We start from the raw sequence: 13,963 nt of genomic DNA on the forward strand, positions 1-13,963 counted from the left end.
ACAATGATAGAGGCAGAAACTCCTTTGGTTGCTGTCTGTTAGTTAAATATTAAAAAGAGTATAACGTATTAAAGAGTATAAAGTGTGAAACTGCCTGAACATCTTAATCCCAAACGTTCTTTTCAGGGACTTATCTTAACTTTGCAAAATTATTGGGCTCATTATGGGTGTGCAATTTTGCAACCTTATGATATGGAGGTTGGAGCTGGAACTTTTCATCCCTCCACCACACTGCGCTCTCTGGGACCACGCCCTTGGAAAGTGGCTTACGTCCAACCTTCTCGACGCCCAACAGATGGGCGATATGGTAAAAATCCAAATCGCTTACAGCACTATTATCAATTTCAAGTCCTTCTCAAACCCTCGCCCTCCAATTTACAAGAGCTTTATATTAAATCGCTACAAGCGATTGGTCTTGATACAAAACTTCATGATATCCGTTTTGTTGAAGACGATTGGGAAAGTCCAACGCTTGGAGCTTGGGGACTGGGATGGGAGTGTTGGTGTGATGGAATGGAAATTTCTCAATTTACTTATTTTCAACAGGTTTGTGGCATTGAATGTGCTCCAGTTTCAGGAGAACTCACCTATGGGCTTGAACGTCTAGCAATGTATATCCAAGGGATTGATAATGTCTATGATCTTAACTTTAATGGTTTAGAGAGAGAAAATAAAATAAGTTATAAAGATATTTTTCTACAGGCAGAACAAGAATATTCATATTATAACTTCGAATTTGCTGATACAAAACTGCTCCATCAGCATTTTATCGATGCCGAACACGAATGCAATGCGCTTCTTGATGCAGGAAAACCTAATAAAGAAAATGCATTCCATCGCTGTGTTTTTCCTGCCTATGATCAATGTATTAAAGCGAGCCATATCTTTAATCTTTTACAAGCACGTGGCGTTATCTCTGTAACTGAACGACAAAATTATATTCTTCGCGTTCGTGATCTCGCACGCCGTTGTGGGGAAGCCTTCTTACTCACAGAAGCTGGACAAATATATACTGGAGAAGCCTAATGTCTGATCTTCTTCTTGAGCTTTTCAGTGAAGAAATCCCTGCACGTATGCAACGAAAAGCTGCTGCTGATCTTAAAAAAGCTGTTACAGATCAACTTGAGAATGCTGGATTGACCTATAAAGCTGCTCGTGAATACTGGACCCCTCGTCGGCTAACATTGGACATACGCGGACTTTCTATACGCTCAAAAGATATCCATGAGGAACGCAAAGGTCCCAGTACAAAATCACCACAGAATGCAATTGATGGTTTTCTCCGTGCAACGGGGCTTAACGATATTTCTGAAGCGCAGATTGGACATGATGATAAAAAAGGTGATTTTTATATTGCTAAAATTGTAAAAAAAGGCAGGGCAGCAGAAGAAATTATTGCCGATATTTTACCAGATATTATCCGCAACTTTCCGTGGCCAAAATCTATGCGTTGGGGAAAAGATTCCACAAAAAGTGGTGCTCTAAGGTGGATTCGGCCTTTACAAAATATTCTTTGCGTCTTCGGACCAGAAATTGGTGAAACGCATGTTATCCCGTTTACTATTGGTTCTCTTGAAAGTAACAATCTCACTTATGGTCATCGTTTTTTAAGTGACGGAAAACCAATCCAAGTTCGCCGCTTTGATGATTATGTGATGCAACTTGAAACCCATAAAGTCATTCTGGATGCCGAAAGACGAAAGAATATTATTTTAGCGGATGCCCAAAATCTTTGTTTTGCAAACGGTTTAGAACTGGTTCAAGATAATCTCCTCTTAGAAGAAGTTACGGGTCTTGTTGAATGGCCTGTTATTCTTATGGGTGATTTTGACAAATCATTCCTTGATATTCCTCCAGAAATTATTCGCTTGACCATTCGAGCCAATCAAAAATGTTTTGTTACCCGCAAACAAGGAGAAAAGGTAAAACTTTCTCATCACTTTATTCTCGTTTCTAATATTCTTGCCAATGATGAAGGTAAAGCAATTTCGAAAGGAAATAGTAAGGTTGTCCGTGCCCGTCTTTCGGATGCCCTCTATTTTTGGCAAACAGATCAGCGTGATTTGCCTGATATTCAATACTTGGAATCTTCTGTAAAAAAATTTGATCTTGATATAAAGAAACCTCTTGATCAAAGAATGGCGCGACTTGATCATTTAAATGTAACTTTCCATGCAAAATTAGGTACGCAAGGTGCAAGAATAGAACGCATCGCTGCACTCGCACAAAAAATTGCTCCTTTGGTGCAAGCTGATCCTTTGTTAGCAAAACGCGCTGCAATCCTTGCAAAAGCTGATTTGCAAACGGAAATTGTCGGAGAATTTCCTGAACTGCAAGGGGTTATGGGGCAAAAATATGCTCTTCTTCAAGGGGAAAATCCTCGCGTAGCTGTCGCAATTGAAGAGCATTATAAACCTCAAGGACCAACAGATCGTCTTCCGCAAGAACCACTTGCTATAACCGTTATGCTCGCTGACAAAATTGACATGCTTGTCGGTTTTTGGCTGATTAATGAAAAACCAACCGGCTCGAAAGATCCCTATGCATTAAGACGAGCAGCTCTAGGAATTATTAGGCTTGTTCTTTCGCGGGACTGGAAAATCAATCTTATGCCACTGTTTCAGTTGGCAACGAATCTTTTCTTACAACAAAACAATAAATACGAGAGCCCTCAAAAAGGAAAACTACAATTGCAGGGTTTTCTTCCAGAAAAAACAGAGTATATTTTATCAGATCTGTTATTCTTTTTTCATGATCGTTTAAAAATCCATCTAAAAGAGGAAGGGGTTCGCTATGATGCCCTTGAAGCTGTCTTAAATAAAGATTCTGATGATTTTTTATTGGTTGCACGTCATGTCGAGTCTCTTATCGCTTTTATCAATACCCATGATGGAATGCAGTTTATAGCCTCTGTAAAACGTACTGCCAATATTATTGAAAATGAACTTCAAAAAAGCATAACAATAGCCAATGAAATTAATCCTGAACTCTTTATTGAGAAAGAAGAAAAGCAACTCTATCATACAATCTGTGAAGTAGAAAGAAAAATTCTTATACCCATCAATACAACAAATTTACCATTTGCACTCGGTATTCTAACACCACTTGGAAAATTGATTGATCTATTTTTTGAAAAGGTATTGGTGAACGATAAAAAAACTGATGTTCGTGCGAACCGTCTTGCTCTTCTCAAACGTACTCACACAATTACACAAGCGGTTGCAGACTTCTCAAAGCTTGTCCTTTAAAACTAAAATATCCTATGAACTGATAAAAATAATAAAGATAAATTTTTTCTTTTTTTATTAATAACTATTTCAAAACACTATAATGATTGATTAAAAAATTGAATAAATCATCAAGAAAAAATATTGATTTATAACCATTAACTTATCGCTTTTCCACATTCAATGAGGATGTAGGATAAAAATCTTTTACTTTACACTCCCCCATCATGAGTCATAACCGTCTTTATAAGAGGGGTTAACATATAGATAAAAAAGATTCTTAAAAAATGAGAAATGCTTTTTTCATAAAACTTCTAAACATAAAAGCAGTTACTCAATACAAAAAGCACCACAATATCTTAACGGATAACACAATAACAGTCTCATCTAGAAAGTACGGCCCTCTAAGCTTAATGCATAACAAAGTTAAGATTAAAATTTAATAAACCTTTTTTAAAGTTATAATTTACTGTATTTACATATATTTTTTACTATTAGGGATTCTCGAATAAAAGTTGAGGAATAGGATTTTGCAATATACCTTTATAGAACGCCTCTTTTTTCACCGAATTTCTCCAAATTTTTTTTAATCTTGCTACATCCTGTTGTAAAAAATTGTCTAAGTTTCTAACAAACATGCCAACAGCTTCACGTCTAAATGAATCAGAAGGTTTGATTGTAAAACTCTTTCGACAAGCATAGCTTCTTTTCTTAACAGTGAAGCAGTAGCTTTATCTAAGCAATAAAGCTCTACGATCTTGTCTTCCATACCAACCAGTACAGATTTCTTGCCAATCTCAATTGAAGACAAAAACGCTACAGATATCCCTAATTTCTTAGCTATATCTAAGAGACGTTCTGAGTGATCAATCCGAAGTTTACGTAAGATTTTACCAAAAGATGTAACCATATAAAAAGTCCTGTTAGAGAAGAAATATTTCTTCTGATTCTAACAAATCTTTTCGAAACTTTCCTTATTACTAAGGCTTGTTTCCCCAGCAAGCCAATTCTTCTAAGCGCTTGTATGATCTCTCTAAAAGAGCAGCCAGCATAACAATAGAGTAAAAGACGCCCATCATGTCCATTGGCAAGAGATAAGCTAGGCAATTGATCATCATGGGCTGGATAACGGGCACTTCCATAACGCCCATACCAAACCCCACGCAAGGCATTTGTGATGCCCCGAGAATTCATAAAACATATTATTTTCCTGTTACTTGCGTCACAGGACGGATTTTGCTATTCATTCTTTGAGTGAAAGTGGAAAGCCTTGTCCGTTCTTACGTGACAAGGTTTTCATTTATGCGACATCGTTATAACGTTGCTGTTTCGCTTGCTCTATGACATTAATCAGATCTGATTGTAACCAACGCGATAAGAAACCAAATTTTAAAGGCTTTGGTAAAGAGCCATTGGTCACATGACGGCGGAATGTTGAAACACTCATATGAAGCAATTTTGCACTTTCACGGTCTGTTAAAAGAATATCGTTTTCTGTCATTATAATTTCCTTTCAGAGTAAAAAATGGGAATAAATCATAAGTATTTATTAACCATATTTTTGAATCATTGGAAAGGTATTTAGTCTATAAAAAACAGTATTTTATAATAGTTTTTCTGATGTGATAATTTATGAATCTAATTGAGAAAGAATGAGAGAAGAGAGAGAGAAAGTTATCCACAGATCATGGGGTATTACACCCCATATCCTTAAGCTTGACCTGTAACATAAGCCGCCCATTTATCCATATAGACACGGCGCTGTTCTAAATAATCAGTACGACGATAGGCACGTTCTACTTTACCCCCCACTGTATGACTTAGAATAGTTTCAGCGACCTCATAGGGGGCATCGGTTGTTTCAGCAAGCCAATCGCGTAAACTAGAGCGAAAACCATGGGGGCAGGCATCAAGTTTATTATCTCTCATATATTGAGCCATACACTTAGCAGCAAGGGGACCCCGACCGGTTGCAGAAAAGAAAAAATCATTACGAGAAAGCAATCGTGCTTGTTTTAAAATTTCTAATGCCTCTGTTGATAAGGGCACGCGAAATTCTTTTGTTGTATCACGCTTTCCTTTCATATTCTCAGCAGGAATTGTCCATATATCCCCCCTCAACTTGATCTTTATGCATATGACACAAGGAATTGGTACGAACGCCTGTAAGGATAAGCAAACGCAAAGCTAGTCGTGTTATGTTTTGTGTTTTACAGAGTGACTGATAAAAAGCCGGCACTTCTTTCCAATCCATGGCTGGTCTATTAGTGACCTTATGACGTTGTTTACCTAAGAGAGCGCGTGCTTTTGTTACTGCTTGTAAATCAACATCCAAACCTAAGGCAGCCGCATGTTTAAGACATATATTAAGACGATTCAGTGTTTTTTTTGCTGTTGCAGCTTTTGTATGCCAAATAGGGGCAAGCGTGTTGCGTATCTCTGTTTGTGTAATCTCTGAAACGGGGAGGCAACCTAATTTAGGGAGAATATGAAGTTGTAAAGGTGAAAACCAATCCCCATTTTTACCCTCTCCTTTTAATTCAGCTTTACGACTTTCAAAAGCATCTAGAGCAATATCTTTTAAATAATGGAGATTGCTTATTGCTTCACGCTTTTGTTTATCGCGTTCTTTAATGGGGTCACGCCCTTCACGTAAAACAGAGCGCCACCCCGTTGCCAATTCACGGGCTTGTTTTAAAGAGATATCTCTTAAAGCACCCAAGCCCATTTCACTGCGGCGCCCGTAAATGGTATAACGATAAAGCCATTGAGCACCGCCATCTTTACGCTTATGAAGTAACAAGCCAGCACCATCACACTATTTACCAGCCCCCAATGTTGCAAAAGCCCTTGCATTAAGACGGTTCATAAGGACCATTTTTACTTCTTTCTTATACAAATTTGATCCACACACTCATCCCGCTTGTTATATGCAAATGAGTGATTTTGATTGATTCAAGATAGACAAGTTTGAAATGAGAGAATCTTACGTTATTCGGGTCTTTAATTCCATATGAATAACGCTAGATTATCATTATAAATCAATATGTTGACTATTTAACACCCCGTAGTAGAAGTCTGTGCTGTTGCTAAAAAAGATTTATATCCAAGCGATCAGTTAGATTTTATCGGTCTTTATAAGTATTGTGCTTGGATCATGAATATTGCAGAAGCACACGCTCGCCAAGCCGTTCCTTATGGTCTTTTAGAAAACGCGATCGTAACAGCTGAAATTAAAAAACGAACTCATTACAGTGCATAATACGAGTATTCATGAAGATCAATGGATTGCTCGTCTTCGTGCCAAACAAGACCTTTACTTCAAAAACTTCCCAGTCATGTATAAATTCCCCCCGCTATTGCTTTAAAATTCATCTTATTGTTATCATTTCTCTTACTGCATGAGAGCCCTGAGTACAGGGATATTTTTTATTTTATCCCTTGTTATGCAATATTTCTGAATAACCTTCATATCAGAGCACGCAAATAATCTTAAAAAAACTAATAAAGCGAGGTAAAAATGCTCGTCTTATAACGATGAAATAACCATAAGCTATTAAAAAAACAGCCCTCAGGTGCATCAACCTAAATAGTTTACAATTGAGCCTACAATTCCCATAAAAGATGCAGCAGCACCTATTACATCGCCGACACATAAAGAAACAACTAATGCAAAAGAACATGCCCCAGCCCACAGGACATTAAAGCCCTTCATCATGTCAAAATTAAACCCAGAAAAGAAATTACATTTGCGTTTGCTTTGGTCTTTACATGGATCTTTATCTTGGTCTTTATCTTGGTCTTTATCTTGGTCTTTATCTTGGTCTTTACCCATTATACCTTTCACAAAAGACAATCCATTTTGTCCTTCAACTTCATGGATAACAGCCTTATTTACTGCTTCAGTAACGACTTTTTTTTCCAGTGTTGTAACAATTTTTTCTAGTGTTGCATTAATTCCCACCTCTTGAAATTGATTTTGCACAAAATTTGTACTCCCCTCCACAGTTTGTACAAAAAAAAGAATAAATACTGTAAAAATAAATGAATACACACGATTTTCAAATATTTTAAACATGGCTTTCTTTGCTCCTATTTTTATTTACTAAAAAGTAAATTAATAAAAGTAAAATAATATTTCAAAACATAATAAAAATAAAAATTATATATATTTTTTAAAATTTAATAATAATGAAATATTATATATCATGTATTATCATATTATATATTATATGTAAATAAATAAAAAATTATTAAATTTAACTATAAAATATTATATATATAATTTTTATAGATAATTAATTAAAATTATAATATTTATTACTTTATATTTTATAATATAACTTATTAATAATATTAATAAAGTTTATTGTAAATAAAAATATAAATAAATATATAATTATTAAATGAGAATTTAAACAAGATAATATTTTGAAAAAATCATTATAAATTGCAAAAAGAAGCCATAAAGATCCTTATCTTTATTTTCAAATAAAAAACATTAACGAAATAATTCTTAAGTTTTACCGATATATAAAAACATTTCGCAGTATTTTAAAAAAGGAAAAAACCCATTAAAAAGTTTTTAACCTTAATAATGCGAACAAAAATACATTTATTATTAAAAAAATAATTTATATCTCCAATACAGAATAAACTATTTGAAACTGAGTGTAAAAAATAATCTAAAAATAGCTAGAACTGTACCAATGAAATCCCCAACGGATAAAGAAGCAAGAACTGATACAACACCTATCCCCTCAAAAGCTACCCTTGAAAATACAGCAGCTTTTTCAACTTTCCCAAAAGCAAATCCATTCTGTTCTTCAATACCATGAATAACAGCCTTATCTACCGCTTTAGTAATGACTCTTTTTTCCAGTGTTGCACCAATTCTTACTTCTTGAAATCGATTTTGTACAAAAGTCGCATTCCCTTTTACAGTTTTTACAGCAAAAAGAATAAATTAAAACATATGATTTTTAAATATTTTAAACACAGCTTTTTTCTCCTCTTTTTTTCACTGAAAAAAATAAAAGAATATTCATATATATATATAAAGCAAAAATTATATTTAATAAATTATACACAAAACTATCTATTATAGAGATAAAACATTATATATTATATGTAAATATATAATTTTAAATTATACAATATATTAACAATATAAAATAACATTTATAATATATTTACTTAAGAAAATTTATTAAAAACGAATATAAATATAATTGATTATTGTCTCACATGACGCCAAAATCTATCAAATTAAACTTTGTCTCTATCCCCTATTACACAACAACGAACCTCTATTCCATTAAAAGCGACGTTGACTTTTTTCAATTAAAGCTTCACTTTTTAAACTAAAGTCCTCATTGTTATAGAATCCTATTTATAGCTTCATATATATGATATAAAAATAAGTCTGTTTGCGTTTCTCGTATAGATAGATTAAATAGTGGCTCTAACGCCTTTCTTTATCACTTTGTCTCTGTTAACTTCTTTTTTTGGCAATAATTTATGGTATCTAACACGCTTTTTCTCACTCTTTTACCTTTAGATGCTTACGAATATCATGGAGATCACCTTCCCTTTGAAACCGACTGGATTATTGCTGAAGCCTTTGCAAAAGCGCTCATTTTACAAACAAAAGAACAATTTTGTATCGTACTTTTACCAGTTGAAAAAAATTGGTTATTCTGTAAAACACATGGATGTTACAGAAACACAAGTCTCACTTTTTCTGAGGCTATTAAGCGATGGATAAATATTGGTAAAAATTCCTATCATAAAGGGATCAACAGTTTTCTTCTTCTCAATGCTCATGGAGGCAATTCACCTTTAATGAGTATTGTCATCACCAAGTTACAGAGGCGCTTTTCAATACTCGCTATTGCAACCAGCTGGAGTCGTTTTGATCTACCACAAGGTCTCGCAGAGCCTTCTCAACAGCATTTTGATACCTATGGAGGTTTTATTAAAACCTCTCTTGAGCTGTGTTCGTTTAACCAACGTTCAGTGCGCCTCTCACATGTGCTTTTACTTCAAGAATCGCTCCCATATCCATAAAGATAAATACAGTAGCAAAACTTCTATCCTTTTCGCAACAATCCGATATCCCCAAACTATTACCCGTTCTTGTAAAGGTTTCTTAAATTTATCGAAAATTTACTTCTTTTCACCAATCATCAACATGAGAGTTACCCAAAACACACTACCGAATATCCCTACCACGCTTAACTGTTTACTTAGCGCCTCCAAACACTTTTTAAGGAATTTAATTTACCTAGATGTGACATAATTCACTTCTATTTCATTAAACATCTGCTGGATACATTTATCCGAATCCAATAGAAAGCGAGAATTCACACCTGGTCGTGGTAGAACAAAGGTAAAAAAACAAGGACCTTCAACCGGATTCCCTAAAGACCACACATTTTTTCTCACACCTCCATTGAGATCAATAATGTTATAATTTCTATCAATATTCAAACCACCAGTATGATAGTCTCCATTTACATATTCTGTGAGAACCCCCTTATTAAAGAGGTTTCTGATTAATGGTGAGCACTCAAGATTTATGTCAAATGGATCTATCCTTGCTTGGATAACAACATCTGCAACCTGAGTTGTTATTTCTTCTGAGAAAGTACTAACAATACGGAAAACAGAATTTTTCTCGTCAATTTCTAAAATAGGTGAAGGACCAAGATCTATGCGAAGTAAACCACTATCAATTAAAGCGAGTAACTGCCTGTTCCGCACTAAAGGCGGACCGACAGCTATACGATTCATAATAGGAACAAAGTCGCTTACAAAACGAGCATGCGATTCTGGTGTCAAACCACCCCATTCAACGCAATAGCGCATGGTATCACGCACATCTCTCAAGACATCGGCTGCTGCTTTGACACTTCCAGAAACATTCCCTGCGTAAGCATTTTTGAGATCGTCTTCCAAAAATTCATAGATATAGCGTTTGTAATCAACAGCATTTTTGAATACAACACCTTGTAAGGGATATAATATTTCGTCAATTTTCCTAAAATCTTCATAATCAATGCATGCAGTCTTACCTACAGCATGATAGTATGCCCTCAACATTTCCTTTTTCAAGACTGGAAGAACATCTTCAAAAAAATCAAATTTCTTTTTTTCCTGTCGCAGAGATTTGAAATAATCTAATGTAAAGAATTCAGCTGTATAGGCCTCAGAGGTGCCTTTCTCATTTATGGCTCTAGAAGAAAATGGAAGTCCTTGTCTTGAGAAGAGACTGATGACAGGCTCTCTCCCTGATGGTATATATTCCAAGCGGCCTCTGTTCTCTTTATATCGGCCTCCTCTTCCAACAGTTAGCTCAGCGATAACATCATGCGCCGTTAGTCCCATACCCTGCACCAGCACTCGAGCATCAGGGCTAACACTTTCTATCATGGATAAAGGATAGGGAGATCTTATAAATCCTAAGTTGGGATTTATATGCTTATTTGAAGAAACAAAATCTGTTTTTTGTTGCTCATTTTCTGTAAGTATATTAGTACCATGCCCCGTAGTCATAAATATAAAGTCAAAGGACTGCTTGTAATCCCCATCTACCACAACAATAAATTCACGCTCTGATAATGGCTTAATATCAATCACATGAGATCTGATAATGGACACATCTACATTACGCGGTCTATTTGCTGTCAATAGATCTACGACAAATTGTAAATAATTCCCTAATTCAGCACGTGATAGATAGTCATTATCGTCTATAGGTGCTCCAACATATGAGTCTTCAGCCATATGATAGAAGTTAGAACCTATTTTACGGATACCTGTATCTTTAGCCCATTGAGCAAATGATGGTCCGTTGGTATATGGGCCAGAAACTTCACAAGTTTTATCTAAGAACATAGTCATTTGCGATGCAACTGTATTGACTAATAGATAATCTGCTTGTCTTGGCGAATGAGATCCACAACCATGTTCATTGGGATCAAATATTGTCAGGTTTATATGCACACTACTTATATAACGACGAGCATAGGCATTTATCCTCTCATAAAAACTAATGCCACGAGCCCCAAAACCGATAATAGCACAATTAATGGTTTTTTTTCTGTTTATAGCCATAGTATCTTTCCTGTATAAACCCCACGCATAGAATAAAAAGAAGAAATGACGAAATAGAGAATATTAGGATATGATTCTCTATTATATAGAAAAGCCAAGTAAACATATACGCAGCTATTGCTTGTGATAAGGCGAATGCTGACACTGCTCTGCTCCAGATAATCTGCTGAATTTGTGGATCAGATGAAGACAATTCTCCTATTAAACCAAGATATAAAGGCACAATGCCAGGGGTAGCGGCACCCATAATAAGAGCTGGTAGTAACAACGCGATCTTCAAATCAGGGAACAATAGCAATAGAAACGAGGCAAATAATTGCACAAAATTCATCAAAAAGATCACCGAGCGATACGATGTTTTCTTGGCTGCTATGCTCAATATTATGGCCCCTAAAAAGGCACCAAAGGCATAAACTAGCCAAATGATAGAAGCAAAATAGGTTGATGATATTGTGCGAAGCAAAACAAAATTCACAAGAAACAATATATATGGCATAAACGCTGCAGCGTTTATGCTATATGTTAGATATATGAAATAATCTATTCGCTTAGACTTATACGACTTTTTAATATGCTCAAAATTTGTGTTGGGTATAAACTGATAAGTTATTATAAAAAATATAAGAGTGATTAAAAAAAGTGCCCCCCAATAATAATATATTTTAATACTTGCTATCATAGATGTAAACAAAGCAGACAATAGCAGGCCTAACCCCACTCCTGAGAACATTATGCCACCAGAGCGAGCACGATCCTTTGGATCTATAGCCGATAACAAAGTTGGAGCAGCCACCGCTGTTAAGACCCCTCCCGACAAGCCTACAATAAAACGCCATATCATGAACCATAAGCTTCCATATGGATAACAACAGCATAAAAAAGACAGCCCACTCATGAAGAATGCTAATCTCAATGCATATCTTGGAGAAGTGAGGCATAAAATATAAGGGGATGAAAAAGCACCGATGAAGTAACCTAAAAAGTTTGCAGAACCTACCCCAAAAATATGATTTTCATCAAACCAACCTTGGCTTATAAGATAAGGTGTTGCAGGCGCATAAGCAAAGCGTGATAAACCTATGCCAACCAAGGATGCCGCAAATCCACTCAATACGTACTTGACCGTTTTATTCATTGTCACATCAGCTTCAGATTCACTTTTTCTTAGCCCTGTATAGAGTGAGCATACTCGTTTTCTAACTCTGCGATAATTTGTGCTGCCGGAATAAAACGCGCCAAGAAAGCACTTTGCCCCGCCCAAAAAGGACCTATATCAAGATCTCCTTGTAAGAGCATACTTTTTTGCAGCTGCTTGAAGGCATCATAACCGTAAGGATACTCCGGAATGTCCTTATCAGTAATACTCATCGCCCATTGGACAAACGACGTCATTATTGACCGCGCAGGACGCCCAGAAATGGCTCGCGTCAAAACGGTTGGTATGGATTTATCAGACTTCAAAAGATTTTTATGACAATGACTCGCACCGCTTTCGCTACAACCTATAAAAACACTCCCTAATTGCACTCCCTGAGCACCCATGAGCATAACGCTCGCTATATCAGCCCCAGTCATTATACCGCCCGCAGCAATTATAGGAAGTGGCAAATGCTGGGCCAAAAGCCGAGTCAAGACGTGCGTTGATAACTTCTCATCGAATTGTGAAAGATCAAATTGTCCTCGGTGTCCTCCTGCTTCAAAGCCTTGAGCAATTATTGCATCCAACCCCTTGACTGCAATTTCTTTCCCCTCCTCAAGACAAGTTGCAGTCGCCATAAGTTTAGCACCGGTCTGTCGAAAGATGTCAATGATATCATCATCAGGAACACCAAAATGAAAGCTAATAATCTCAGGGGATTGTGCAGCTACAGCGATAGCTAAAGCCTTATTATTTTTAATAGAGGCGTATATATTCTTAAGAGGATTATTTAGAATCGTTTCCCCACCTAAAAAATGATCGTTTAGCTTAGTTCGCCAATGAGAATCTTTTGCTGTATCCACACGCAAAAAAGGATCATGACAGAAAAAATTAATATTAAACGGCCGATCAGTTAGTGCTTTCGTTTTTTGAATTAACAAAACTGCTTCATCCGGCCCCAATCCGCCAATAGCTATCGAACCAACCGCACCAGAATTAGATACGGCAGCCGCCATCTCAGGCGTCGATACACCAGCCATAGGCGCTTGTATTATTAAAGAACGTATATCTTTAGGTAATGTAGCTAACACAGTAGCCCTCAAAATTGATGGTTTGGAAATTTATCACCTATAATGCTTTTGAAACTATAGATGGGAAGTACGAATAACGACACCGCTTACTCTTGCTCCACTTAGAATTAAGTTAGTAGCAAGAAAATTAAAGCCTCGTTCATTTTCATATCCAGCGGCGATATATATAAAAAAATGTACGATTGCAACAATCCATTATCCTGATAAATTGTGATATATACAGTTTTTCTATAACCTTAAATCTAGTTCATTAGGCTTGTCGTTATATATCTTATTCGTTCAGTACAGTAGGTGGGAAAACTATGAGCTGTTTTTTTGATGAAAGTATTATAATTTCAGTAAAAACAAAGAGAGACAAGAAATCAAAGAGATACTTGAAACTTTAGACA

General features: G+C 35.9%; 9 protein-coding genes and 3 pseudogenes. 4 read left to right on the top strand and 8 right to left on the bottom strand.

All coding sequences use genetic code 11. The features are described from left to right. Positions 1-84 precede the first annotated feature (84 nt). Both PVV59_RS04240 and glyS read left to right on the top strand, forming a co-directional pair. A complete protein-coding gene (locus PVV59_RS04240; RefSeq protein WP_273754789.1) occupies positions 85-1,026 on the top strand; it encodes a glycine--tRNA ligase subunit alpha in 942 nt (313 codons plus the stop codon). Further along, positions 1,026-3,248: a glycine--tRNA ligase subunit beta gene (glyS, locus tag PVV59_RS04245; RefSeq protein WP_273754790.1), complete on the top strand. Its 2,223-nt coding sequence runs from the start codon at positions 1,026-1,028 to the stop codon at positions 3,246-3,248. The genes PVV59_RS04240 and glyS overlap by 1 nt, the downstream gene beginning before the upstream one ends. A 473-nt stretch (positions 3,249-3,721) precedes the next feature. Here the strand turns inward: glyS and PVV59_RS04250 are convergent. The 4 genes and pseudogenes from PVV59_RS04250 to PVV59_RS04265 all read right to left on the bottom strand — a co-directional run bounded on the left by PVV59_RS04250 (position 3,722) and on the right by PVV59_RS04265 (position 6,030). Then, positions 3,722-4,137 (bottom strand): annotated as a pseudogene (locus PVV59_RS04250) (helix-turn-helix domain-containing protein). 70 nt (positions 4,138-4,207) lie between these two features. Next, positions 4,208-4,399: a hypothetical protein gene (locus PVV59_RS04255; RefSeq protein ID WP_273754792.1), complete on the bottom strand. Its 192-nt coding sequence runs from the start codon at positions 4,397-4,399 to the stop codon at positions 4,208-4,210. A gap of 128 nt (positions 4,400-4,527) precedes the next feature. Then, the gene (locus PVV59_RS04260; RefSeq protein WP_004856846.1) at positions 4,528-4,728 is read right to left on the bottom strand and encodes an AlpA family transcriptional regulator; all 201 of its coding nucleotides are present in this window, start codon (positions 4,726-4,728) and stop codon (positions 4,528-4,530) included. 209 nt (positions 4,729-4,937) lie between these two features. Further along, a pseudogene (locus PVV59_RS04265) lies at positions 4,938-6,030 on the bottom strand (tyrosine-type recombinase/integrase). Positions 6,031-6,291: 261 nt separating this feature from the next. Here PVV59_RS04265 and PVV59_RS04270 point away from each other — a divergent pair. Beyond that, positions 6,292-6,595, top strand: a pseudogene (locus PVV59_RS04270) (homoserine dehydrogenase); the annotation flags it as partial. Between the two features lie 212 nt (positions 6,596-6,807). Here PVV59_RS04270 and PVV59_RS04275 read toward each other — a convergent pair. After that, entirely contained in the window at positions 6,808-7,305 is a 498-nt protein-coding gene (locus PVV59_RS04275; RefSeq protein WP_273754793.1) for a hypothetical protein, read from the bottom strand. Positions 7,306-8,747: 1,442 nt separating this feature from the next. Between PVV59_RS04275 and PVV59_RS04280 the strand changes: the two genes are divergently transcribed. Then, entirely contained in the window at positions 8,748-9,296 is a 549-nt protein-coding gene (locus PVV59_RS04280; protein ID WP_273754795.1) for a creatininase family protein, read from the top strand. 213 nt (positions 9,297-9,509) lie between these two features. On the opposite strand, the gene PVV59_RS04285 is transcribed toward PVV59_RS04280, so the two are convergent. Genes PVV59_RS04285 through PVV59_RS04295 form a run of 3 tightly spaced genes read right to left on the bottom strand, consistent with a single transcriptional unit; the run spans position 9,510 to position 13,574 of the window. Beyond that, positions 9,510-11,345 (bottom strand): FAD/NAD(P)-binding protein, encoded by a 1,836-nt coding sequence (locus PVV59_RS04285; protein ID WP_273754797.1) that lies wholly within the window; start codon positions 11,343-11,345, stop codon positions 9,510-9,512. Then, complete coding sequence (locus tag PVV59_RS04290; RefSeq protein ID WP_273754798.1) at positions 11,317-12,480, bottom strand: YbfB/YjiJ family MFS transporter; 1,164 nt, start codon at positions 12,478-12,480, stop codon at positions 11,317-11,319. Before PVV59_RS04290 ends, PVV59_RS04285 begins: the two co-directional genes overlap by 29 nt. Before the next feature lie 29 nt (positions 12,481-12,509). Continuing rightward, on the bottom strand, positions 12,510-13,574 hold the full coding sequence (locus PVV59_RS04295; RefSeq protein WP_273754800.1) for a nitronate monooxygenase: 1,065 nt from the start codon (positions 13,572-13,574) through the stop codon (positions 12,510-12,512). Positions 13,575-13,963: the final 389 nt, after the last annotated feature.

The organism is Bartonella sp. MM73XJBT.G (assembly GCF_028618435.1).
Lineage (GTDB): Bacteria > Pseudomonadota > Alphaproteobacteria > Rhizobiales > Rhizobiaceae > Bartonella.